This is a genomic window from Rhodococcus sovatensis (genome assembly GCF_037327425.1).
Taxonomy (GTDB): Bacteria; Actinomycetota; Actinomycetes; order Mycobacteriales; family Mycobacteriaceae; genus Rhodococcoides; species Rhodococcoides sovatense.
In genome coordinates, this window is record NZ_CP147846.1 from 3,210,407 (window position 1) to 3,234,096 (window position 23,690).

Genomic DNA, 23,690 nt, shown 5'->3' on the forward strand with positions numbered 1-23,690 from the left:
GATCCAATCCCCTGTTGTTCGCGTTCGGGTTCTGCGTGCTGGGGAGTTGGAACTGTTTTTGGCGACCTGGGACGGGTTCTCGGAGGTGAATGGGTGTGCCAGGTTCGTAAAAGTGGTGCCAGCTTCGTGATGGGGTGTGGGGGGGAATGCAGAACACCCCCGGCCACGGTGTGGTGTGGTCGGGGGTGTTCTGGTTGTGAAGTTGTGTTCGGCGGTGTCCTACTCTCCCACACCCTGTCGAGTGCAGTACCATCGGCGCTGGAGGGCTTAGCTTCCGGGTTCGGAATGGGACCGGGCGTTTCCCCTCCGCTATGGCCGCCGTAACTCTGCGAAACAGTGTCACGAGCGAACCGTGTATCCAACCCATACGGGTGGATGCGGGTTCGTGTATTCGATTGTGTTACTGAACAACTACTCGTGTGTTGTTTCAGATATTGCACAGTGGACGCGCTTGCATATGTTTTTATGGTAAGTCCTCGGCCTATTAGTACCAGTCACCTGCATCGGTTACCCGACTTCCAGTTCTGGCCTATCAACCCGGTGGTCTGCCGGGGGCCTTACCCCCTCGAGGGGGTGAGAAACCTCATCTTGGAACAGGCTTCCCGCTTAGATGCTTTCAGCGGTTATCCCTTCCGAACGTAGCTAACCAGCGGTGCTCCTGGTGGAACAACTGGCACACCAGAGGTTCGTCCGTCCCGGTCCTCTCGTACTAGGGACAGCCTTCCTCAAGTTTCTAACGCGCGCGGCGGATAGAGACCGAACTGTCTCACGACGTTCTAAACCCAGCTCGCGTGCCGCTTTAATGGGCGAACAGCCCAACCCTTGGGACCTACTCCAGCCCCAGGATGCGACGAGCCGACATCGAGGTGCCAAACCATCCCGTCGATATGGACTCTTGGGGAAGATCAGCCTGTTATCCCCGGGGTACCTTTTATCCGTTGAGCGACACCGCTTCCACATGCCGGTGCCGGATCACTAGTCCCGACTTTCGTCCCTGCTCGACTTGTCAGTCTCACAGTCAAGCTCCCTTGTGCACTTGCACTCGACACCTGATTGCCAACCAGGCTGAGGGAACCTTTGGGCGCCTCCGTTACATTTTAGGAGGCAACCGCCCCAGTTAAACTACCCACCAGGCACTGTCCCTGAACCAGATCATGGTCCGAGGTTGAGGTATCCAATACGATCAGAGTGGTATTTCAACAACGACTCCACAGTAACTAGCGTCACCGCTTCACAGTCTCCCACCTATCCTACACAAACCGAACCGAACACCAATACCAAGCTATAGTGAAGGTCCCGGGGTCTTTTCGTCCTGCCGCGCGTAACGAGCATCTTTACTCGTACTGCAATTTCGCCGAGTCTATGGTTGAGACAGCTGAGAAGTCGTTACGCCATTCGTGCAGGTCGGAACTTACCCGACAAGGAATTTCGCTACCTTAGGATGGTTATAGTTACCACCGCCGTTTACTGGGGCTTAAATTCTCAGCTTCACCACCACAAGGGCAGTTAACCGGTCCTCTTAACCTTCCAGCACCGGGCAGGCGTCAGTCCGTATACATCGTCTTACGACTTCGCACGGACCTGTGTTTTTAGTAAACAGTCGCTTCTCACTGGTCTCTGCGACCCCACCCAGCTCACACTGCAAGAGTGATCACCGAACGAGGTCCCCCTTCTCCCGAAGTTACGGGGGCATTTTGCCGAGTTCCTTAACCATAGTTATCTCGATCGCCTTAGTATTCTCTACCTGACCACCTGTGTCGGTTTGGGGTACGGGCCGTGTGAAAGCTCGCTAGAGGCTTTTCTCGGCAGCATAGGATCACTGAATTCGCCTCAATCGGCTACGCATCACCTCTCAGGCTCGAATGAACGGCGGATTTGCCTACCGTTCGCCCTACAGGCTTACACCAGTACTACCACTGACTGGCCCAGCTACCTTCCTGCGTCACCCCATCGCTTGGCTACTACCAGATCAGGTCCCACGCATCCACCACACCCCTCACTCTCGAAAGAGATCGGTAACGTGGATTCAGGGTGGTTAGTGTCACTGATTCACCATGGGCGCGTTCACACGGGTACGGGAATATCAACCCGTTGTCCATCGGCTACGCCTGTCGGCCTCGTCTTAGGTCCCGACTCACCCTGGGCGGATTAACCTGGCCCAGGAACCCTTGGTCATTCGGCGGACGAGTTTCTCACTCGTCTTTCGCTACTCATGCCTGCATTCTCACTCGCGCAGCCTCCACACCTGGATCACTCCGATGCTTCCACGGCTGCACGACGCTCCCCTACCCACCCACACACCTGGCACACCCCCCGTAAGGGATATGCGGGCTATTGTGTGAGTGCCGCAGCTTCGGTGGTGTACTTGAGCCCCGCTACATTGTCGGCGCAGGATCACTTGACCAGTGAGCTATTACGCACTCTTTCAAGGGTGGCTGCTTCTAAGCCAACCTCCTGGTTGTCTTCGCGACCCCACATCCTTTTCCACTTAGTACACGCTTAGGGACCTTAGCTGGCGATCTGGGCTGTTTCCCTCTCGACTACGAACCTTATCGCCCGCAGTCTCACTGCCACGCTCTCACTCATCGGCATTCGGAGTTTGGCTGATTTCGGTAAGCCGGTAAGCCCCCTAGACCATCCAGTAGCTCTACCTCCGATGAGAAACACGTGACGCTGCACCTAAATGCATTTCGGGGAGAACCAGCTATCACGGAGTTTGATTGGCCTTTCACCCCTACCCACAACTCATCCCCTCAGTTTTCAACCTAAGTGGGTTCGGTCCTCCACGACGTCTTACCGTCGCTTCAACCTGGCCATGGGTAGATCACTCCGCTTCGGGTCTAGAACACGCCACTACACCACATAACATGGATACGCCCTATTCGGACTCGCTTTCGCTACGGCTACCCCACACGGGTTAACCTCGCGACATGCCACTAACTCGCAGGCTCATTCTTCAAAAGGCACGCCATCACCCCCAGCGAACAAGTCACTCGAAGGCTCTGACGGATTGTAAGCGCACGGTTTCAGGTACTATTTCACTCCCCTCCCGGGGTACTTTTCACCTTTCCCTCACGGTACTAGTCCGCTATCGGTCACCAGGGAGTATTCAGGCTTATCGGGTGGTCCCGACAGATTCACAGCAGATTTCACGGGCCCGCTGCTACTTGGGTATCCACTACAACAGTCACAGTATTTTCGTCTACGGGACTCTCACCCTCTACGACAGGCCGTTCCAGACCACTTCGACTAACACCATGATTTCTCACTGTCGGCCGATCCGGCAGAATCGACAAAGCAAACCCCACAACCCTCCATACGCAACCCCTGCCGGGTATCACACGCACAAAGTTTGGCCTCCTCCGCTTTCGCTCGCCACTACTCACGGAATCACAATTGTTTTCTCTTCCTGTGGGTACTGAGATGTTTCACTTCCCCACGTTCCCTCCACACACCCTATATATTCAGGTGCAGGTAACACGACATCACTCGTGCTGGGTTTCCCCATTCGGACACCCTCGGATCACAGCTCGGTTGACAGCTCCCCGAGGCTTATCGCAGCCTCCTACGTCCTTCATCGGCTCCTGGTGCCAAGGCATCCACCGTACGCTCTAAACTACTTACAATAAAGATGCTCGCGTCCACTGTGCAATTCTCAAACAACACACACACTCCCACCCACACTCCACACCATGACCACCACCGAAGTGATGCGGTCTGCTAGAAAGCGAAAGCCTGTATATGTCTTGCCTAGAAAGAAACACTCACGTGTTCTCTCAGGACCCAACAGTGCATCGATATAGCCACCGCCGGACAGTCATTGAAGACTCCCCGATACGCGATGTCTGATTGTCAGTGTTCCACCCGTGAGCTCCCGCCGTTCCACATGTGGGAACGAAACGGGCTCTGCCACACCATCATCTACTGACTGTTCAGCAGTGCACGGCCTGGAGAATGCTCCTTAGAAAGGAGGTGATCCAGCCGCACCTTCCGGTACGGCTACCTTGTTACGACTTCGTCCCAATCGCCGATCCCACCTTCGACGGCTCCCTCCCACAAGGGGTTAGGCCACCGGCTTCGGGTGTTACCGACTTTCATGACGTGACGGGCGGTGTGTACAAGGCCCGGGAACGTATTCACCGCAGCGTTGCTGATCTGCGATTACTAGCGACTCCGACTTCACGGGGTCGAGTTGCAGACCCCGATCCGAACTGAGACCAGCTTTAAGGGATTCGCTCCACCTCACGGTCTCGCAGCCCTCTGTACTGGCCATTGTAGCATGTGTGAAGCCCTGGACATAAGGGGCATGATGACTTGACGTCGTCCCCACCTTCCTCCGAGTTGACCCCGGCAGTCTCTTACGAGTCCCCGCCATAACGCGCTGGCAACATAAGACAAGGGTTGCGCTCGTTGCGGGACTTAACCCAACATCTCACGACACGAGCTGACGACAGCCATGCACCACCTGTACACCGACCACAAGGGGGACCGTATCTCTACGGTTTTCCGGTGTATGTCAAACCCAGGTAAGGTTCTTCGCGTTGCATCGAATTAATCCACATGCTCCGCCGCTTGTGCGGGCCCCCGTCAATTCCTTTGAGTTTTAGCCTTGCGGCCGTACTCCCCAGGCGGGGCGCTTAATGCGTTAGCTACGGCACAGATCCCGTGGAAGGAACCCACACCTAGCGCCCACCGTTTACGGCGTGGACTACCAGGGTATCTAATCCTGTTTGCTACCCACGCTTTCGTTCCTCAGCGTCAGTTGTTTCCCAGAGACCCGCCTTCGCCACCGGTGTTCCTCCTGATATCTGCGCATTTCACCGCTACACCAGGAATTCCAGTCTCCCCTGAAACACTCAAGTCTGCCCGTATCGCCTGCAAGCCCGAAGTTGAGCCCCGGGTTTTCACAAACGACGCGACAAACCGCCTACGAACTCTTTACGCCCAGTAATTCCGGACAACGCTCGCACCCTACGTATTACCGCGGCTGCTGGCACGTAGTTAGCCGGTGCTTCTTCTGCAGGTACCGTCACTCACGCTTCGTCCCTGCTGAAAGAGGTTTACAACCCGAAGGCCTTCATCCCTCACGCGGCGTCGCTGCATCAGGCTTCCGCCCATTGTGCAATATTCCCCACTGCTGCCTCCCGTAGGAGTCTGGGCCGTGTCTCAGTCCCAGTGTGGCCGGTCACCCTCTCAGGTCGGCTACCCGTCGTCGCCTTGGTAGGCCATTACCCCACCAACAAGCTGATAGGCCGCGGGCCCATCCTGCACCGATAAATCTTTCCACCACAACACATGCATGCTGTGGTCATATCCAGTATTAGACCCAGTTTCCCAGGCTTATCCCAGAGTGCAGGGCAGATCACCCACGTGTTACTCACCCGTTCGCCGCTCGTGTACCCCGAAAGGCCTTACCGCTCGACTTGCATGTGTTAAGCACGCCGCCAGCGTTCGTCCTGAGCCAGGATCAAACTCTCCGTAAAAGACTCTCGATCAATGGTCGAAACCACAAATCAGTCATAGACAAAAGAGTCAAATCACTAGCAAAAAAACTCAACTAGCAAATTCAAAACAACACCCGACAACAACCACCACAAGCGGATGACTGATACATCGAATGCATTCACCAAAACAAAAAATTTCGGCACTGACATTCATCGACACACTGTTGAGTTCTCAAAGAACACGCACACACCCAACACCCACAGACACACCGTCTGCAAGCATCGAGGGCAACTGTTCCAGCCTATCCCAGCTTGGTCTCGGACACAAGGCCCGACTCTTGGGGGACAAACCAACACTACACTTCCATCGCCAGAACCCGTACAACCTCGTTGCCACATCCGTGAAGACCTGGTCGGTGTCCGTCGCTCTGACTCGACAAAAGTTACGCGAGCGGATGCCGTCGCGCAAATCGGCAGGTGGACGCTCGCTTCGACCGCATCGCCGCAGCTGGGCGGCCAAACGGCCGCAGTGTCATCGAGCCTGTGCTGACTTCTGGCCACTGTGACGCTGACCATACCGGCGACCAACTCGCAACGGAGGCATTGCGCCCCGACCACGCCCGCGTCGGCGGCACCCCGCAAAAGCCTGGGTACGGTCGAACAAAAACCCTGTGGCACAAAGCTTTCCGGAGCACCCCCGTCTGAGACGATTCACTTCTACCCGCGGCCGGGCGATGCGCTGCAGAGCGCAGAGACGTGAGCCGGCTGGTTCACGCAGCTGCCGAGGTTGTCTGCCGGCTCGGCTACCCCCACCCACTCCCCTATCGGCACGACTCCCGCCCACACTCTGTCGGCCTCTATGTCGACGTCGTCGTCGACCGGTCCGCCGTCCCGCGTTTTCACCGACGCCTCGTACAACGCGAGCGCCAGCACGACCGTGGCGGCCAACTCCTTCTTGGTGTGAGCGCGCAGGTGCTGACTCCGCCCCGGGATCACCTGATCGACGATCGCATCGAGGGCGCGTCCCCGTTCGGCGGCGTCGGTCACCAGCCTGGGCCGACCCAGGACAACTGCACTTCGGTAGTTCATGGAGTGATGAAACCCGGATCTCGCGAGTACCAAGCCGTCCACAGTCGTGACGGTCACGCAGATGTCCGCATCCGGAGCCACCACCAGACTCCGGGCAGCGACGGACCCGTGGAGGTACAGCGTTCCGCCGCGATCAGGACCTTCGAGGTCCACTCCGTAGACCGTAGGAAGAACCCTGGGTGCGCCGTCGATCACGACACCGAGGTGGCAGATTCGGGCTGAGGCGAGGACATCGGCCAATTCGGCGCGAACGAGACGCGCCCGCGCGCGGCCCCGCCTGACAGTCGAGCGCTGAGTGGGAGAAAGTGCCATGTCGTCGATGCTCATGCGCTTGATGGTTCTCGATAATTGGCTTAGTGTCACGGTCCATTGATGCAAGAAACTCATAGGCCACTCGAAGGTGGGTCATGCTTCCGTCGTCGTTGATCATTTCGGTGGACCGCTCGGATCCCCGGACCCTGCCTGTCCAGATTGCTGACAGAATTCGCACGGCGATCAGTGACGGACAAGTAGGACCAGACGTTCGATTACCCAGCAGCAGAGCACTTTCCACCGAAATCGGTGTCGCTCGTGCGGTCATAGAGAGTGCATACGACCAGTTGACTGCCGAGGGCTGGTTGCACGCACGGCGCGGATCCGGGACCTTCGTTCGACGCCTTCCAGCCGACGGGCAGGCTCGAGCCGTGGCCGTATCCAGTCGCGCTACAACCGCAGAAACACCTTCATCGCGCGGCCGCAGAATACGACTGGCCACCGGGACACCATGGATCCCGCAGATGTCTGCGGCATGGAAACGCGCGTGGCGAGACGTCGGCAACGCCCAGCCGCCACAGGCCTATCCGGATCCGCGCGGCGAGGCGCACCTCCGCTCGGCGGTCGCCGACCTGCTGGGCCGTGCACGCGGACTGCACACCGACGCTGATTCCATCGTCATCACGACCGGCAGCATGCACGGGATGAGCCTGTCGCTGCCCGTCCTGGGTCAGGGTCTCTCCGCCTCCCCACCTGTGCTCGCCCACGAAAATCCCGGGTACCACGTCGCCACCTCCACTGCTCGCCGCTGGGGCTGGTCGATACACGACGTCGCTGTCGACGGCGACGGGCTCGTCACCGCCGAGCTCGACCGAGCACCCAATCGCACCCGTGCCGTCTACGTGACTCCATCCCACCAGTACCCGACCGGTGGATTGCTCACTGTCGGCCGACGACGCGAACTTGCTGACTTCGCACGTTCTCGCGACATCATGATCGTCGAGGACGACTACGATTCCGAATTCCGTTACGACGTAGCACCTTTACCGACTGTGGCCGAGTTCGCACCGGACAGGACAATCTACCTGGGCACGGTCGCCAAGACACTCGGCGGTGGCATCAGGATCGGCTGGCTCGTAGCACCGCCGAACATCGTCGAGCAGATCGCCGAGTTGCGTATCGATCTGGGCGACTACCCGTCGCTGCCAGTTCAACACGCGATGACCTCGTTGCTGCGCGACGGCGAATGGGACCGAACTGTCCGTGCGGCTCGCCGGCTCTACCGCGAGCGAGACCGACGTGTCGCAGCGGCCCTCGAGCGGTTCGGCGAACTCCGTGGGGTCGGCGCCGGAATGCACACAACTCTGTTACTCGACCCGAAAGTTGCAACGTCGGTGGCACTGGAGGTCGCAGCAGCGGGGGTCGACGTCGAAACCCTCGCGCGGTCGACAAGAAGCATCTCCCCGGTTGCCGGCTTGATCGTCGGGTACGGGTCGGTGTCCGACGACGAACTCAACTACGCCCTCGACATGCTCGTCGACGCGCTGACGCAGTTGACCTGATCCGTGTCAGTTCACTCGCTCGATGCTGCCGCCGAGATCGGTCAAGTTCTCGACGAACCGGGGATAACCACGGTCGATGTGATAGACGTCGTGAACCTCGGTGACCCCGTCGGCGCACAGCCCCGCCAGGACCAGACCCGCACCGGCCCTGATGTCCGAAGACCACACGGGAGCGCTCGATAGCTGCGGAACCCCACGCACAACAGCGTGGTGTCCGTCGGTTCGAGCATCCGCACCCAGCCGAATCATCTCCTCCACGAATCGGAATCGAGCTTCGAACACGTTCTCGGTGATCATCGCAGTTCCGTTCGCAACCGAAGCGAGTCCGATCGCCATCGGCTGCAGATCGGTCGGGAAACCGGGGAACGGAAGCGTCGCGAAGTTCACAGCTGTCGGGCGCTCGTGCTGTACGACCCGGAAACCATCGGCTTCGGACGTAACCTCCGAACCGGCCGCCCGCAGCTTGTCGAGAACCAACGACAGATGCTTCGGATTGACGCCGCGAACACGGACATCACCACGAGTCATCGCTGCTGCGATTCCCCAAGTGGCCGCCACGATGCGATCACCGATCACCTTGTGCGTGGTGGGCTTCAGCGATTCGACACCCTTGATGGTCAGTGTCGAAGTACCGGCACCACTGACTTGAGCGCCCATCTTGTTGAGCATGTTGCACACATCGACGATGTCGGGTTCGCGCGCCGCGTTGTCGATGACGGTCTCACCCTTGGCGAGGACCGCTGCCATCAGAATGTTCTCGGTCGCTCCGACAGACGGAAACGCAAGCCGAATATTGGCTCCGCGCAGTTCTTCTGCCTCGGCAACGACGCACCCGTGCTGTATCTCGCTGTGCGCACCGAGCAACCGCAGTCCGGATTGATGCATGTCGAGAGGGCGCGAGCCGATGGCATCCCCACCCGGCAGCGCGACCACCGCACGCTTGCAGCGAGCGACCAACGGACCAAGCACGCAGACCGACGCCCTGAACTGCGTCACCGCCGGAAAATCTGCACGATGGGTCGGTTCGGCGGGCGTCGTGATGTGCACGACCGAGCCTTCGAGCACGACCTCACACCCGAGTCCGCGTAAGACCTCGGCCATCAACGGCACATCGAGAATATCGGGGCAGTTGGTGATCGTGCTCGTACCCTCTGCCAGAAGCGCCGCTGCCATCAGCTTGAGGACGCTGTTCTTCGCACCGCCGACCGACACCTCGCCGACAAGTCGGTTACCACCGGAGACCAAAAAGCGTTCACTCACAGTTCGACAGCGTAGCCACGCCCCGCCGGTCAGGGCCGAGCGGTACCGTAGCGCCATGGCTGTGCACTTGACTCGGATCTACACCCGCACCGGCGACGACGGCACGACCGGGTTGAGTGACTTCTCCCGCGTACCGAAGACCGACCCGCGCGTCGTCGCCTACGCCGACTGCGACGAGACGAACGCCAGCCTCGGAGTCGTTCTGGCACTGGGCAATCCGTCGAAGAAGGTCGTCCAGGTCATCCGTACCGTCCAGAGCGATCTGTTCGACGCCGGTGCTGATCTGTCCACACCGGTGGTTCATGAGCCCAAGTATCCTCCGCTACGCATCGACCAGACCTACATCGACCGACTCGAAGGATGGTGCGACGAGTTCAACGAGGACCTCGAGCCCTTGACGTCCTTCATTCTGCCGGGTGGAACGCCACTGGGCGCTCTGCTGCACTCCGCGCGCACGGTGGCCCGTCGCGCTGAACGCGCGGCGTGGGCGGCCGTCGATGCGAGCCCGGAGGATACGAGCACATTGCCGGCGAAATACTTGAACAGACTGTCTGACCTGCTGTTCATCCTCAGTAGACATGCGAACCCCGAGGGTGACGTCCAATGGGTGCCGGGAGCATCTCGCTCCACCGACGGATAGATCTAAGCGGCCGGGCGACCGCGCCGTGAGCGGCCCGACGGGCGAGATTCGAGCCAGGACAGGAACGCCGTCAGCGCTCCCCTGTCCAGAGCAATCTCGAAGTGTCGACCGTGGTCGGTGAGCTCGAGAACCGCGATCTCGTCGGTCATGATGTCGAACTCGTCTGCCCGAGGCTTGCGGCGCTCACCCACTTCGATGCCTTGACGTGTCATCCGGTGATCCGGCCCCGGCCGAAGGCTCGACAGTTTGAAGAAGACGAGGGTGTTGTCGCCGTATCGGATGACACCGTGCCGCCAGCCGCTGCCGCCAGCCGACGGAGTAACCCGCATGATCGCCGCGGTACCGCCACGGCGAAGAATGGTCAGACGATACAGAAAAGCCGCGACGAGGCCTGCGAGCAGCACAACCAGGGTGATCAGAACAATCACTCCGATGTGCATCTCGCTGGCCCCGTCGCGGCTTTCTCGTGAAACCTAGGCCCGCTCGGCGGCGCGAATTCGGCCCTTCGCCATCGCGAGTGCCTCCTTGTCGTCACCGCCCGCGTCCAGTACCGCTCGAGCTGCATCGACGTCGATGTCCTTGGCGAAGTCCGCAGACTCCGCGAGGACAGTGACGGCTTTACCCGTCACCGACAGGAATCCACCGTGTACAGCCGCGACGATTCGCTCGCCGTCGACCGTGGTGATGGAGACCGTGCCTGCCTCGACCAGCTGGCCGAGGACCGGCTCGTGACCGGCCATGATGCCGATCTCGCCCTCTGTGGTCTGAGCACTCACCAAGGTCGCGTTGCCGGACCATAGCTTCTGCTCGACCGCGACGAGGGAGACCTCCATGCCGTTCGTTTCCGAAGAAGTCACGTCGGGCTACTTTCCGGCGATCTTCTTGGCTGCTGCCTCGACGTCGTCGAGACCACCACAGCTGTTGAATGCCTGCTCAGGGAGGTGGTCGTACTCGCCCTTGGTGACCTTGTCGAACGCCTCGATGGTGTCGGACAGCGACACGACCGAGCCTGGCTCACCGGTGAACTTCTCCGCGACGATGAAGTTCTGGCCGAGGAACTTCTGGAGGCGGCGTGCACGGCCGACCAGAACCTTGTCCTCTTCCTGAAGCTCGTCCATACCGAGGATGGCGATGATGTCCTGCAGTTCCTTGTACTTCTGCAGAATGCGCTTCACCTCGTTGGCAACGCGGAAGTGCTCTGCACCGACGATGCCGGGCTCGAGGATTCGCGATGTCGAGCTGAGCGGGTCCACAGCGGGGTAGATACCCATCTGCGAAATCGGACGCGACAGCTCGGTCGTTGCGTCGAGGTGGGCGAACGTCGTCGCAGGCGCCGGGTCGGTGTAGTCGTCGGCGGGAACGTAGATCGCCTGCAGCGAGGTGATCGAGCGTCCACGGGTCGAGGTGATGCGCTCCTGGAGCTCACCCATCTCGTCCGCCAGCGTCGGCTGGTAACCCACGGCAGAAGGCATACGTCCCAGCAGGGTCGATACCTCGGAACCTGCCTGCGTGAAGCGGAAGATGTTGTCGATGAAGAGCAACACGTCCTGGCCCTGCACATCGCGGAAGTACTCCGCCATTGTCAGTGCCGACAGCGCGACGCGCATACGCGTGCCGGGCGGCTCGTCCATCTGGCCGAAGACAAGGGCGGTGTCCTGAAGGACGCCCATCTCTTCCATCTCGAGGTGAAGGTCGGTGCCCTCACGAGTGCGCTCACCGACGCCTGCGAACACCGAGGTACCGGAGAACTCGCGGGCGATACGGGTGATCATTTCCTGGATCAGAACGGTCTTACCGACACCGGCACCACCGAACAGTCCGATCTTTCCGCCCTTGACGTACGGGGTGAGAAGGTCGATGACCTTGATACCGGTCTCGAGGATCTCGGTCTTGCCTTCGAGCTGATCGAAGGCTGGTGGCTTGCGGTGGATGCCCCACTGCTCGCCGTCGCGACCGAGGCCCGGGGTGTCGAGGCAGTCACCGAGGGCGTTGAAGACGTGGCCCTTGACGACGTCGCCGACGGGAACCGAGATCGGCTTGCCACTGTCCACGACGTCCGTGCCGCGGACGAGTCCGTCGGTCGGCTGCATGGAAATGGTGCGGACCAAGTTGTCACCGAGGTGCTGTGCGACCTCGAGCGTCAGGGTCTTGGCCACGGTCGGCAGAGTGATCTCTGCGTGGAGGGCGTTGAACAGGGCGGGGATGGAGCCGCGCGGGAACTCGACGTCCACAACGGGGCCGATGACCCGAACGACACGGCCGGACTGTGTGTCCGCTCCGCTCGCGTTCTCTTGGGCTACTGCTGCGGTCATTGCTTAGTCACTTCCTGCGCTGTCAGCCAACGCGTTTGCGCCACCAACGATTTCGCTGATTTCCTGGGTGATCTGGGCTTGCCGAGCCTGGTTGGCCTGACGGCTCAGGTTCTCGACCAATTCGTTCGCGTTGTCCGTTGCCGCCTTCATTGCGGTACGGCGCGCAGCCGACTCGGACGCAGCCGCATCGAGCAACGAGGAGTAGATCCTCGTGCTGATGTACTTCGGCAGCAGAGCCGACAGAAGCGTTCCGGCCTCGGGCTCGAAGTCGTACTGGGCCTGCGCATCCGCCGCCGAAGGCGAATCGGTGAGCGCATCTGCGCCCATCTGAATCTCTTCGTCGGTGTACGAGATCTCCAGCGGTGCCATCCGGCGAACTTCGGGCTTCTGCGTCAGCATCGACACGAAACGTGTGTAGACGATGTGCAGTTCGTCGACGCCCTCGATGGTGCCTTCACCGTTGGGGGCGTCCACCTCGGAGCCTGATCCCGCCATGAACAGCTCGACCAGATGCCTACTGGCCTTCGCCGCGTCGGCGTAGCCGGGCTCCTGTGAGAAGCCCGTCCATGCACCCTTCACGTCGCGTTCGCGGAAGGTGTAGTAACCGAGCCCCTTCGCGCCGAGCACGTAGATGACCGGGTCCTTGCCCTCCTTGCGCAGAAGCTGAAACAGCTCCTCCGCTTCCTTGAGGACGTTGGAGTTGTAGCCACCGCACATGCCACGGTCGCTGGTCACGACCAGGACAGCCGCACGCTTGGGTTCGGCGCGCTCGTTCAGCAATGGGTGATCGAGCGAACCCGACGCACTGGCCAGAGCCGAGAGCACTTTGGTGATCTCTTCCGCGTACGGCTTGGAGGCTGCAACACGGGCCTGCGCCTTGGTGATTCGCGACGTGGCGATCAGTTCTTGCGCCTTGGTGATCTTCTTCGTCGAGTTGACCGACTTGATCCGGGAACGCAGCTCGAGAATGCTTGCCATCAGCTGTTCACGCTCCCTTCTTTGCTCGTCTTGTCACCTGTCATCGCCGGCCTACTTGCTGACTGTCTTGCGGGTGACGTTGACCTGCTCCTGGCTGACCTCGTCCGGGTTCAGCGTGTCTGCCTCGGCCTCGTTGACGACGGTGTTGCCTTCGGAGTCGAGGAAGCCTGCCTTGAACTTCTCGGTGGCTTCGAGGAGCGCCTTCTGCGTGTCGTCGTCCAGTGCCTTGCCGCCGGCAATGTTGTCGTACACGCCGCTGGCGTTGCGGTGCAGATCCTCGAGCAACTCGCTCTCGAAGCGACGAACGTCGCCGACGGGAACCGAGTCGTAGGTGCCCTGACCGGCGAGCCAGATCGACACGATCTGATCTTCGACGGCAACCGGCGAGTACTGATCCTGCTTGAGCAGCTCGACCAGTCGCGCACCGCGCTCGAGCTGAGCCTTGGATGCAGCGTCGAGGTCGGATGCGAACGCGGAGAAGGCTTCGAGCTCACGGAACTGAGCCAGCTCGAGACGGAGTGAGCCAGAGACCTTCTTCATGCCCTTGGTCTGCGCGGCGCCACCGACTCGGGATACCGAGATGCCGACGTTGATCGCGGGACGAACACCCTTGTTGAAGAGGTCCGATTCGAGGAAGACCTGACCGTCGGTGATCGAGATGACGTTGGTCGGGATGTACGCCGAGACGTCGTTGGCCTTGGTCTCGATGATCGGCAGCGCCGTCAACGATCCGCCACCGAGCTCGTCGGACAGCTTCGCCGACCGCTCCAGCAGACGGGAGTGCAAGTAGAAGACGTCACCCGGGTATGCCTCGCGGCCCGGCGGACGGCGCAGCAGCAGCGAGATGGCGCGGTACGCCTCGGCCTGCTTGGTCAGGTCGTCGAACACGATGAGGACATGCTTGCCCTGGTACATCCAGTGCTGGCCGATGGCCGAGCCGGTGTACGGAGCGAGCCACTTGAAGCCGGCCGAATCGGATGCCGGAGCCGCGACGATCGTCGTGTACTCGAGGGCACCCTGCTCTTCGAGCGCAGCCTTGACGCCTGCGATCGTGGAGCCCTTCTGACCGATGGCGACGTAGATGCAGCGAACCTGCTTCTTCTCGTCGCCGGACTCCCAGTTGGCCTTCTGGTTCAGGATGGCGTCGATGCAGACGGCAGTCTTGCCGGTCTTGCGGTCGCCGATGATGAGCTGACGCTGTCCGCGGCCGATCGGCGTCATGGCGTCGATGGCCTTGATGCCGGTCTGCAGCGGCTCTTCGACCGGCTGGCGCTCGAGTACCGAGGCAGCCTGCAGTTCGAGAGCACGGTGCTCGCTGGACTCGATGTCGCCCAGACCGTCGATCGGCTGACCGAGGGGGTTGACGACGCGGCCGAGGTAGCCGTCGCCGACCGGCACGGACAGAACGTCGCCGGTGCGCTTGACTTCCTGGCCTTCTTCGATGTGCTCGTAGTCACCGAGGATGACGGCACCGATTTCGGTGGCATCCAGGTTGAGCGCAACACCGAGAACGCCGCCGGGGAATTCCAGCAGCTCGTTGGACATCGCCGACGGAAGACCGGACACGTGCGCAATTCCATCGCTCGTGTCGGTAACCGTGCCGACCTCCTCGCGGGAGGACTCCGGTGAGTAGCTCGCGGTGAAGTTCTCGATCGCGCTACGGATCTCGTCGGAGGAGATCGTCAGCTCCGCCATATTTTTTCCTGCTCTTCCTTCAATGATCGCGGTATTAAAGGCTTTCGAAATTTCGAAACGCCTCTTCGTCCAGACTGTGGTGCCGTACTCGTACTACTTGAGCGTCTTTCGCAATGCAGCGAGGCGGCCTGCCCCACTACCGTCGATGACCTCGTCGCCGATTCGGACCACAAGTCCGCTGAGCAGTTCGGCATCGACCTCGACATGTACGGTGACGGGCTTGCCGTAGGTACGCGTCAATGTCGCAGTCAGCTTCTCGAGCTGGCTGTCACTGAGGGGTGCCGCACTGCGCACGTGCGCCACAGCTCGGTCGCGGACCTGCGCTGCCAGTCCTGCCAGCTCGTCCAGTGCGTCGGCGGGTGCCGCTTTACGGAGACGACTGACCGTCTGGATCGCCAACGCCTCGGTAACCGCAGTCACCTTGCCGTACAGCAGACGTCCGAGCAGCTCACGCTTGGCCGCAACAGGCTTGCCGAGATCCGACAGGGCCTGCTCGAGCTGCGGGTTGGCTGCAACGATCCGGCCGAGACGGAACAGCTCGTCCTCGACGGTATCGAGCTGATCCTGGTCGGCCGCGGCACGAAGCAGAGCTTCGCGGCCCAGCACGACCAGTGAGTTCAGCAAATCCGATGCCTTGGACCAGCTCTCCGTGACAGCGGTCTTCAGGATTTTCGAGGTAGTCTCCGAAACCTGTCCGGCGAAGAGTTCCTCCGCCAGCGCGCTGCGACGTTCCGCGGAAACCGAGGCGTCGGACAGCGCGGTACGCAACGTGCGCTGTCCGTCGAGGGTCTCCACGACAGCGAAGAGCTCTGCACCGGTCTGCGCGGCAGCAGCAGTTGCTTGCCCTGCCGACGCGGACCCAAGCGCATCGTTCGCAACCGAACGCGTGCGGGCCAGAGCCTCACGAGAAGTTGCGTACATGGTTATCTCACTTTCCCGCTGCAGAATCAGCGGTAACGGAGTCGAGTTCGCTCAGGAAGCGGTCGATGGATCCAGCACGCTTCGCCTCATCGGACAGCTGCTCGCCGATGACCTTCTCCGCGAGTTCCACTGCCGTGCGTCCGAGGTCGCTACGGAGTTCCGTAACGATCTGCTGACGCTGAGCAACGAGCTGGCTGTGACCTGCGGCCACGATCCGGTCGCTTTCCTCCTGCGCCTTCGTCTTCAACTCGGCGAGGATGGCCTGTCCCTGAGCACGCGCGTCCTCACGGATTTGCGCGGCTTCGTGACGAGCGTCGGCGAGCTGCTTCTGGTACTGCTCGAGAGCAGCCTTAGCCTCCGCCTGAGCCTCTTCGGCCTTCTTGATGCCGCCTTCGATCAGCTCGCTACGCTGCGTCAGGACTTCTTGGAACTTCGGGAGGATGTACTTCCAGAAGACGAAGCCGATGACAGCGATGCAGACCGCAGACCAAACGATGTCGTAAGTCGCGGGGAGAAGAGGATTGATGTCCTCGCCTTCCGCCGCGGCCAAGAACGCGATGTCGGTTGCCATGTCGGATTAACCGAACAGGAAGCCGGCGACGATACCGATCAGCGCGAGCGCTTCGGTGAACGCGATGCCGAGGAACATGTTGGTACGGATGGTGCCCTGGAGCTCAGGCTGACGGGCGATGCCCTCGATGGCCTTGCCGACCACGATGCCTACACCGATGCCAGGTCCGATGGCAGCGAGGCCGTAACCGATTGCACCGTATCCAGCGCCGGTCACCGTGCTGGTCGTTTCCTGTGCCAGGTACGCGAGGCTCATTTGAATTCCGTTCCCTTTCTGTTGCCCATCACCGGTCGGTGCGTGGGTCAGGTAGATCTTGTCGTCGTGCGGTCTAGTGAGAGTCGGCGTGCAGTACTAGTGCGAGTCTGCGTGCAGGGCGAGGTCGATGTACACCGCGGTGAGCAGTGCGAACACGTACGCCTGCAGTCCGATGACGAGCATCTCGAACAGCGTGAAGCCGAAACCTGCTGCAAGCGAGAACAGGCCGAAGATCTTCATTCCCGCCGCAGCCTGGAAGAAGAAGAACTGGGTCGCGCTGAAGAACAGCACGAGCATGAGGTGACCGGCCAGCATGTTGGCCATGAGACGCACGGTGAGCGTGAACGGTCGAAGGATGAACGTCGAGATGAACTCGATCGGGATCAGGATGATGTGCAGCGCTGGCGGCACATCCGGGACAACGACGCTGCTCTTGACGTATTTGAAGAAGCCGTACTTCTTGATTCCAACGTAGTTGAACGTCACGTAGGCGATCAACGCGAGCACGATCGGCATACCGATACGAGCGTTCGGCGAGATGTTCAGGAACGGGATGATTCCGGAGAGATTCATGAACAACACGGCGAAGAAGATCGTCATGATGATCGGTAGGAACCTCTTGCCCTGTTCCTTGCCGAGAATCTCGTCGGCGATCTGCACCTTGACGAAGTCGAGCATGTACTCGACGACGTTCTGCAGACCCCGCGGTACAACCTTCGGCCCGCGCATCGCGACAGCGAACAGCACGACCAACACGAGGGTCATGAGAATGCGAATCAGCATCAGCCGGTCGAGTTCGAAGGGGGTGCCTTCGAACAACACAGCGGGAGGAAAGAAGTCGGATAGTGACGGCGGGTGGAACTCCGCAGCCAGGTTGGTGACGCTCAGCGGTCTCTCCCGTGTTCGGGCCGCAGACGCCAAACGACTGCGGTTCGATCGGACATTGACGATCTATCAAGTCGACGATATCGGCTCGAGGTCGTCAGCAGCTGAGGCCTGGTCTTCACTGGCCAGCGTCTGTCGGGTGTCGGCGACTCACGTCGACTCGGTAACTCTTCGGGCGCGTCTGTAAGTAAAGTCACGCGACGTCGGCTACCTGTGAGGATCTTCTTGCCACGCGATATGTCCTGTTCGCGGCAGTCGAACCCTCCCTTGGTCGGAACTTTATCAACACAACTACGACGTTGTGTAGGTGGGGCTGTTTCTTGACCGATTACGACCGTTCGTCGTACTACGCACCGTCGGACTCGGTGTTGTCTGGTTTGTCGTCCACGTACGGAGCCTTGGTGCGCACGACGCCGTAGACCTCCGCACCGAGAACGAGAACCAGAGCAGCTACCACGACGAGCGCCAACGACTTCTTGCTGTAGAAATCCATGTCCTTCAATACCGCCAAGACCACAACGGCGAGCAGCATCTTGACGATCCAGCCACCCAGCAGCACTGCACCGGCCATCGTCGGCGGAATCTTCGAGGTCAGTGCAATGGACAACGCCGTGGTCAGAATGAACCCGCCACCGAGTGCCGCACCGATGAGAGCTCCCCACAGTCCGGGAATTCCAGCGACCAGCGTCGCGATGACGGCACCGAGTACGGTCAACACCGCCAGACCGATGATGCCGTAGCGAACTGCAGCACGCATCGAGTCGGATTGATCGGGCACCGGCGTAGGAGAGAAGCTCACAGACGCACAGACTACCCAGCCGCGCCGGACGTCAGCCCCGACGGCCTCGTCGGCCGGCTTTCCGCGTGCGTCGATTCTGCCGAGCCATGTCGAGGCGAATAGTCGGTACTGCAGTCACCACCAGTGCGAACACCAGACCGGCTGCAACCAGCAGCACGACGATTCGTCGATCGATCAAAGATGATCCGACGGCACCGAATGCGAGCACTCCGACCCACAAGTAGATGACCAGGACGACTCGACGATGCGAATGTCCGATCTGAAGCAATCGGTGATGCAGATGCATCTTGTCGGGGCTGAAGGGGCTACGGCCCGCCCGGGTACGCCTGATGACCGCCAGCAGAAGGTCGAGTATCGGAATGAACATGACCGCGCCGACAAGTAGGAGCGGCGACAGGAGGCCGAGCAAATCCCGTGGACCGTACGCCACGAGCGGGATTCGGCCCGATGCGCTGGTCGCCACCGTCGCGAGCATCAGTCCGATCAGCATGGATCCCGAATCGCCCATGAAGATGCGGGCGGGCTGAAAGTTGTGCGGGAGAAACCCGAGGCAGGCACCGGCGAGCGCCGCGGCAATGACCGCAGGCGGGTAGATGCTCACGTCGCCGCCCTGTTCGTGAAGCAAACCAACCGAGAACACACAGATGGCGAGCGACGCGATGAGCCCGAGCCCGGCTGCCAGGCCATCGAGACCGTCGACGAAGTTCATCGCGTTCACCATCACGACGGTGATCAACACGGTGACAAGACCGGCCTGTAGTTGGTCCAGGACGAGAGTGCTGCCACCGTCCGGCCCCCACGGCAGATAGAGCAGATACCAGCTGACGCCCATGACGACCAGGACTCCAGCGGCTGTCACCTGGCCGACGAATTTCGTGAGGGCATCGAGACCCCACCGGTCGTCGATGATGCCGACCGCCACGATGACGAATCCGGCTACCATCGCCGCCGGGACGTCCTGGTTGTACTCGGGGTTGAATCCTCGGGCGAGAGCAGGCAGTTGCGACGCGAACAGCAGCGCCACCAGCATTCCGAGGTACATCCCAGTGCCGCCGAGACGCGGCGTCGGAGTCACGTGGACGTCTCGCTCACGTGGAGCAGCGACCGCCCCGAACTTGATGGCAAGAACTCGAACACCCCCGGTGGCCAGGAACGTCACGACAGCCGCGGTGAGAAAGACGAGCAGGAGCTCCCGGATCGGGACGCCCGCGCCTTGCCCGGATTGCGCGAGGATCTCGACCGTCATGCGTCGGGGTAGGCCGGCTTGCGCGTCACGAGAGCCGTCACGTCGTTCTTCACGGAAGCCAGCTCACGGTCACCGCCTACGGTGCCTGCCTCGGCTCGGACGGCACGCGAGAGCAGAACACCGACGGTGTTCATATCGGAGGCATCGAATCCTTGGCTCGTCACCGCTGCAGACCCGACCCGAATGCCCGACGCCACAGCAGGTGGAGCCGGATCGAAGGGAATCGCGTTCTTGTTGAGGACGATCGCGGCCGCTGCGCACCGTGCTTCTGCGGTGCGGCCGTCGACGCCGAGATGCTGCAGATCGAACAACGCAAGGTGGGTGTCGGTGCCGCCCGAGACCGCACGCATCCCAGCATCGGTCAGCGACTGAGACAGCGCTTGTGCGTTGGCGACCACCTGAGCCGCATACCGGCGGTAGTTTTCGGTCTGTGCTTCGCGGAACGCCACCGCCTTGGCTGCGATGGTGTGCATCATCGGGCCGCCTTGGCTGAACGGGAAGACAGCTTTGTCGATGGCTCGTGCGTGCTCCTGACGGCACATCAGCATGCCCCCGCGCGGCCCCCTCAACACTTTGTGCGTGGTGGCAGACACAACGTCGGCATACGGGACGGGCGACGGAATGGCTTGTCCGGCAACCAGTCCGATGAAATGTGCCGCGTCCACCCACAGGATCGCACCCACCTCGTCGGCGATGGATCGGAACGCTGCGAAGTCGATCTCACGCGAGTAGGCCGTCGCTCCCGCGACGATGATCCGGGGTCGGTGCACTAGCGCCAGCTCGCGTACCTCGTCGTAGTCGATGAGCTCGGTGTCGCGGCGCACGTGATACGGAACGGCGGTGAACCACCTGCCGGAGAAATTGACCTTGGAGCCATGAGTCAGGTGGCCTCCGTGCGGCAGGCTCATCGCGAGTACGGCGTCGCCCGGTTGCGCGAAAGCCGCGTATACGGCCAGGTTCGCATTTGCCCCCGAATGCGGTTGCACGTTGACGTGGTCGGCACCGAACAGGGATTTGGCGCGCTCGATCGCGAGAGTTTCGGCGCGGTCCACCACCTCGCATCCACCGTAGTAGCGGTTGCCCGGGTACCCCTCGGCGTACTTGTTCGTCAGGACACTTCCCTGCGCTGCCAGCACGGCAGCCGAAGTGAGATTCTCGCTGGCGATGAGCTGTAGGCCTCCACGCAATCGGTCGAGTTCACCGGTGACGATGTCGGCGATCTCGGGATCGACTGCCTCGAGCTCGGCGAAATCCGGACCGGAGAATCGGGGTTCCGTCACTGCGCCACACTCCCCTGCACGAGACTGTCCGCGGTGACCCCGAGTACCTCGGCGATGGCATCGGTCGAAATTGCACCTGCACGCAGTATCTTCGGCTGTTCCGATGTCAGATCGACGATCGTCGATGCGACTGCATGCTCGGCAGGACCACCATCGAGGTAGACCGCAGCCGAACCGCCGAGCTGGTCCCTCGCCTCGGTCACCGTCGTCGCAGGAGGCTGTCCCGAGATGTTCGCACTGGAGACCGCGAGCGGACCGACCTCACGCAATAGTTCCAGCGCGACCGGATGCAATGGCATACGGAGCATCACGGTGCCGTGCGCGTCGCCCAGATCCCACGCGAGTGACGGTGCCTGCTGCACGACGAGACTCAGCGCGCCGGGCCAGAATGCCCTGATCAGATCTCGCGTACGCGGCCTGACGCTACCCACGAGACCGTCGATCGTGTTCCAAGAACCGACCAGCACCGGCACCGGCATGTCTCGGCCGCGACCTTTTGCCCGGAGTAAATCGGTGACAGCGCTACCGTCGAACGCGTCGGCCGCGAGGCCGTACAGGGTGTCGGTCGGCATGACCACGAGACGTCCGGACTTGAGTGCGCCCCGGGCTGCGGACAACCCGGCTGCTCGAGAATCGGCGTGCTGGCAGTCGTAGACGGTACTCACCCCCCTATCCTGTCACTCGTTCCATCGCCGACGACGTCAAGGTTGGCCCAGTGCGTCGCATGTCGACCGGATCGACTGCACAGACGATCGGACTAACTGTCCGCGGAGACCGCCCGTGACGCGACGACGAACCGCGGACGGCCGGACAAATCGGGATGCTCGACGACATCGGTGAACACACGTCGCCGTTCGAACAACGCTGCAACCCGCTCGCCGTGTGAATCATCGTGTTCGACACCCACTCCCCCACCGACGGCGAGCCACCGCGCGATGTTGCCAATCATCGGCTCGATGACCGAGAGTCCGTCGGAGCCGCCGAAAAGAGCCAGATGCGGATCGTGCTCGAACACCTCCGGCTCCAACTCGGCGCCCTCGGGAATGTACGGCGGGTTGGCGACGATGACATCCACCCGACCGTCGAGCTCGGTCAGTAGGTCGCGGTCCGTGACATCCCCGTGGTGCAGCGTGATCGGAGTGTCACCGAGTTCGGCGCGGAGGTCCGCGTTGCGGCGAGCCCACGCCAACGCAGACGGATCGAGCTCGACGGCGTGGACCTGTGCGTCGGGCCTCGCGTTGGCCAACGCGAGCGCGAGAGCACCCGAGCCGGTACACAGATCGAGGATGACCGGCGGCTTCCGATCGACACCTTCCACGAATGCAAGTGCCCAGCCGAGCAGAAGTTCGGTCTCAGGGCGCGGAACGAACACTCCCGGCCCTACTTCGACGTCGATGTTGCCCAGTGCCGTCGTTCCGGTGATGTACTGCAACGGAATTCGCTTGGCGCGCTGCTCGACGGTCCGGTAGTACGCCTCGATCACCTCGGGTTCGACGAGGGGAACGAGTCCGAGACGTCCGCGCTCGACGCCGACGATGTGCGAGGCGAGCAATTCGGCGTCGACCCTGGCGCTGGGCACACCAGCCGCCTCCAGGGTCGCGGTTGCTTCCAGAATGGCCAAGCGAAGCGGTTTCCGAGTCACCACTACAGCGTGCCATGCCGTACCGACGCGCCGTGCATGCGTCAGATTCGCTTCAGAAGCTCGGCCTTCTTGGTGAAGAACTCGTCGTCGGTCAGGATGCCCTTGTTGTGCAGAGATGCGAGCGACTCGATGGCCGAGGTGACCTCGTCGATGTTCATGCCACCGGGGGAACCCGGCTCGGAGACAGCGGACGGCCGCGGCTGAAAATTGGATGGCGCCGGTGAGGGCGCCGGAGCTTGTTCGGGTGTTCGAGATGGGCCTTGTGCCGACTGCGAAGGATCGACCAAGGGCAGGCTCGCAGCGGTGAACGTGCCGTACTGACTGGTGAATTCCAACGAGCCCGGGCCGCCACCCTGCTGTTGTTGTACGCCACCGATCGAGTGATCCAGTGTGTCGTAGATCGACAGGCGACCGTTGGCCAGCACCGCGAGACGTCGCGAACCAGGGAAATAGGCGTACTGCGAACCGTTCTGCCCGCCGCTGGAACTGGGACTGCCGAGATCGCTCGGCCACCAGCTCGAGCCGAATCCCGAACTCGATTGCGCTGGCGGATAGACCTGCTGGTTCGCCAGCAACTCGGACAGGTCGCGGCACAATCCGTCGACGCGTGCTTTGAGTCCGTGGTCGAACATGTTGCCGACCATTGTCATCCCCCCGCGCATCCACTGTCCCCCGCCGCCGAGCTCGGGGACGTTGAACTGTGCCATCGTTCCACGACCGGCGTTGACGGCATCGAGCATCGTGCGCACTGCTGCGGTGGAGACGCCGTACCGGCCGGCCAACTCCGCAACTGCGTTCTCACCCGCGGGTGTCAGTTCCTGGTACATCGGCACCTTTCCTGTGCGCTTAGGCCCGTGCG

At 61.3% G+C, this 23,690-nt stretch carries 19 protein-coding genes, 3 rRNA genes and 1 pseudogene; 3 read left to right on the forward strand and 20 right to left on the reverse strand.

The window, feature by feature from the left end:
• Positions 1–206: 206 nt before the first annotated feature.
• The 4 genes from rrf to WDS16_RS14810 form a co-directional block, all read right to left on the reverse strand.
• A 5S ribosomal RNA gene (gene rrf / locus WDS16_RS14795) occupies positions 207–323 on the reverse strand.
• A gap of 141 nt (positions 324–464) precedes the next feature.
• A 23S ribosomal RNA gene (locus tag WDS16_RS14800) occupies positions 465–3,626 on the reverse strand.
• A 339-nt stretch (positions 3,627–3,965) separates the two neighbouring features.
• Positions 3,966–5,483, reverse strand: a 16S ribosomal RNA gene (locus tag WDS16_RS14805).
• The 16S, 23S and 5S rRNA genes sit together here, the layout of an rRNA operon.
• 678 nt (positions 5,484–6,161) lie before the next feature.
• Entirely contained in the window at positions 6,162–6,860 is a 699-nt protein-coding gene (locus WDS16_RS14810) for a pyridoxamine 5'-phosphate oxidase family protein (protein WP_338886010.1), read from the reverse strand.
• Between the two features lie 80 nt (positions 6,861–6,940).
• Here WDS16_RS14810 and WDS16_RS14815 point away from each other — a divergent pair.
• Both WDS16_RS14815 and WDS16_RS14820 read left to right on the forward strand, forming a co-directional pair.
• Positions 6,941–7,123: pseudogene (locus tag WDS16_RS14815) on the forward strand (GntR family transcriptional regulator); the annotation flags it as partial.
• A 186-nt stretch (positions 7,124–7,309) separates the two neighbouring features.
• On the forward strand, positions 7,310–8,347 hold the full coding sequence (locus WDS16_RS14820; RefSeq protein ID WP_338893460.1) for a PLP-dependent aminotransferase family protein: 1,038 nt from the start codon (positions 7,310–7,312) through the stop codon (positions 8,345–8,347).
• A gap of 6 nt (positions 8,348–8,353) precedes the next feature.
• On the opposite strand, the gene murA is transcribed toward WDS16_RS14820, so the two are convergent.
• Positions 8,354–9,607 (reverse strand): UDP-N-acetylglucosamine 1-carboxyvinyltransferase, encoded by a 1,254-nt coding sequence (murA, locus tag WDS16_RS14825; protein WP_338886011.1) that lies wholly within the window; start codon positions 9,605–9,607, stop codon positions 8,354–8,356.
• Between the two features lie 55 nt (positions 9,608–9,662).
• On the opposite strand from murA, the gene WDS16_RS14830 reads away from it, so the two are divergent.
• Positions 9,663–10,247 carry a cob(I)yrinic acid a,c-diamide adenosyltransferase gene (locus WDS16_RS14830; protein WP_338886012.1) on the forward strand — a complete coding sequence of 195 codons (585 nt, stop codon included), beginning with the start codon at positions 9,663–9,665 and terminating at the stop codon, positions 10,245–10,247.
• Between the two features lie 2 nt (positions 10,248–10,249).
• Here the strand turns inward: WDS16_RS14830 and WDS16_RS14835 are convergent, their stop codons facing one another.
• From WDS16_RS14835 to WDS16_RS14905, 15 genes are all read right to left on the reverse strand, one after another.
• Entirely contained in the window at positions 10,250–10,687 is a 438-nt protein-coding gene (locus WDS16_RS14835; protein ID WP_338886013.1) for a DUF2550 domain-containing protein, read from the reverse strand.
• A gap of 33 nt (positions 10,688–10,720) precedes the next feature.
• Positions 10,721–11,080 carry a F0F1 ATP synthase subunit epsilon gene (locus WDS16_RS14840; RefSeq protein WP_068370087.1) on the reverse strand — a complete coding sequence of 120 codons (360 nt, stop codon included), beginning with the start codon at positions 11,078–11,080 and terminating at the stop codon, positions 10,721–10,723.
• A 30-nt stretch (positions 11,081–11,110) separates the two neighbouring features.
• Positions 11,111–12,559, reverse strand: coding sequence for a F0F1 ATP synthase subunit beta (gene atpD, locus WDS16_RS14845; protein WP_338886014.1), 1,449 nt, complete (start codon positions 12,557–12,559; stop codon positions 11,111–11,113).
• 3 nt (positions 12,560–12,562) lie between these two features.
• On the reverse strand, positions 12,563–13,537 hold the full coding sequence (locus WDS16_RS14850) for a F0F1 ATP synthase subunit gamma (RefSeq protein WP_338886015.1): 975 nt from the start codon (positions 13,535–13,537) through the stop codon (positions 12,563–12,565).
• Positions 13,538–13,588: 51 nt separating this feature from the next.
• Entirely contained in the window at positions 13,589–15,232 is a 1,644-nt protein-coding gene (atpA, locus tag WDS16_RS14855; protein ID WP_338886016.1) for a F0F1 ATP synthase subunit alpha, read from the reverse strand.
• 93 nt (positions 15,233–15,325) lie between these two features.
• Positions 15,326–16,153: a F0F1 ATP synthase subunit delta gene (locus WDS16_RS14860; RefSeq protein WP_338886017.1), complete on the reverse strand. Its 828-nt coding sequence runs from the start codon at positions 16,151–16,153 to the stop codon at positions 15,326–15,328.
• 7 nt (positions 16,154–16,160) lie between these two features.
• Complete coding sequence (locus WDS16_RS14865; RefSeq protein WP_068370101.1) at positions 16,161–16,724, reverse strand: F0F1 ATP synthase subunit B; 564 nt, start codon at positions 16,722–16,724, stop codon at positions 16,161–16,163.
• Positions 16,725–16,730: 6 nt separating this feature from the next.
• The gene (locus WDS16_RS14870; RefSeq protein WP_068370103.1) at positions 16,731–16,979 is read right to left on the reverse strand and encodes an ATP synthase F0 subunit C; all 249 of its coding nucleotides are present in this window, start codon (positions 16,977–16,979) and stop codon (positions 16,731–16,733) included.
• 96 nt (positions 16,980–17,075) lie between these two features.
• Positions 17,076–17,801: a F0F1 ATP synthase subunit A gene (gene atpB, locus WDS16_RS14875; RefSeq protein ID WP_422395672.1), complete on the reverse strand. Its 726-nt coding sequence runs from the start codon at positions 17,799–17,801 to the stop codon at positions 17,076–17,078.
• 409 nt (positions 17,802–18,210) lie between these two features.
• Complete coding sequence (locus tag WDS16_RS14880) at positions 18,211–18,663, reverse strand: hypothetical protein (protein ID WP_338886019.1); 453 nt, start codon at positions 18,661–18,663, stop codon at positions 18,211–18,213.
• Positions 18,664–18,694: 31 nt separating this feature from the next.
• Positions 18,695–19,909, reverse strand: coding sequence for an MraY family glycosyltransferase (locus tag WDS16_RS14885; RefSeq protein WP_338886020.1), 1,215 nt, complete (start codon positions 19,907–19,909; stop codon positions 18,695–18,697).
• Positions 19,906–21,189, reverse strand: a complete 1,284-nt coding sequence (gene glyA, locus WDS16_RS14890) for a serine hydroxymethyltransferase (RefSeq protein WP_338886021.1) — start codon at positions 21,187–21,189, stop codon at positions 19,906–19,908. Before glyA ends, WDS16_RS14885 begins: the two co-directional genes overlap by 4 nt.
• On the reverse strand, positions 21,186–21,854 hold the full coding sequence (locus tag WDS16_RS14895; protein ID WP_338886022.1) for an L-threonylcarbamoyladenylate synthase: 669 nt from the start codon (positions 21,852–21,854) through the stop codon (positions 21,186–21,188). The genes glyA and WDS16_RS14895 overlap by 4 nt, the downstream gene beginning before the upstream one ends.
• A 92-nt stretch (positions 21,855–21,946) precedes the next feature.
• On the reverse strand, positions 21,947–22,831 hold the full coding sequence (gene prmC, locus WDS16_RS14900; protein ID WP_338886023.1) for a peptide chain release factor N(5)-glutamine methyltransferase: 885 nt from the start codon (positions 22,829–22,831) through the stop codon (positions 21,947–21,949).
• A gap of 41 nt (positions 22,832–22,872) precedes the next feature.
• Entirely contained in the window at positions 22,873–23,658 is a 786-nt protein-coding gene (locus WDS16_RS14905; protein ID WP_338886024.1) for an SHOCT domain-containing protein, read from the reverse strand.
• Positions 23,659–23,690 lie beyond the last annotated feature (32 nt).

What these genes read in the sequence shown, in the direction of transcription:
- WDS16_RS14860 (WP_338886017.1), bottom strand. Translation starts at nt 16,153, where the DNA reads ATGTACGCAACTTCTCGTGAGGCTCTGGCCCGCACGCGTTCGGTTGCG.
- WDS16_RS14840 (WP_068370087.1), bottom strand. Translation starts at nt 11,080, where the DNA reads ATGGAGGTCTCCCTCGTCGCGGTCGAGCAGAAGCTATGGTCCGGCAAC.
- WDS16_RS14820 (WP_338893460.1), top strand. Translation starts at nt 7,310, where the DNA reads ATGTCTGCGGCATGGAAACGCGCGTGGCGAGACGTCGGCAACGCCCAG.
- atpA (WP_338886016.1), bottom strand. Translation starts at nt 15,232, where the DNA reads ATGGCGGAGCTGACGATCTCCTCCGACGAGATCCGTAGCGCGATCGAG.
- WDS16_RS14905 (WP_338886024.1), bottom strand. Translation starts at nt 23,658, where the DNA reads ATGTACCAGGAACTGACACCCGCGGGTGAGAACGCAGTTGCGGAGTTG.
- WDS16_RS14810 (WP_338886010.1), bottom strand. Translation starts at nt 6,860, where the DNA reads ATGAGCATCGACGACATGGCACTTTCTCCCACTCAGCGCTCGACTGTC.
- WDS16_RS14885 (WP_338886020.1), bottom strand. Translation starts at nt 19,909, where the DNA reads ATGACGGTCGAGATCCTCGCGCAATCCGGGCAAGGCGCGGGCGTCCCG.
- WDS16_RS14830 (WP_338886012.1), top strand. Translation starts at nt 9,663, where the DNA reads ATGGCTGTGCACTTGACTCGGATCTACACCCGCACCGGCGACGACGGC.
- WDS16_RS14865 (WP_068370101.1), bottom strand. Translation starts at nt 16,724, where the DNA reads ATGGCAACCGACATCGCGTTCTTGGCCGCGGCGGAAGGCGAGGACATC.
- atpD (WP_338886014.1), bottom strand. Translation starts at nt 12,559, where the DNA reads ATGACCGCAGCAGTAGCCCAAGAGAACGCGAGCGGAGCGGACACACAG.
- WDS16_RS14870 (WP_068370103.1), bottom strand. Translation starts at nt 16,979, where the DNA reads ATGAGCCTCGCGTACCTGGCACAGGAAACGACCAGCACGGTGACCGGC.
- WDS16_RS14850 (WP_338886015.1), bottom strand. Translation starts at nt 13,537, where the DNA reads ATGGCAAGCATTCTCGAGCTGCGTTCCCGGATCAAGTCGGTCAACTCG.
- WDS16_RS14835 (WP_338886013.1), bottom strand. Translation starts at nt 10,687, where the DNA reads ATGCACATCGGAGTGATTGTTCTGATCACCCTGGTTGTGCTGCTCGCA.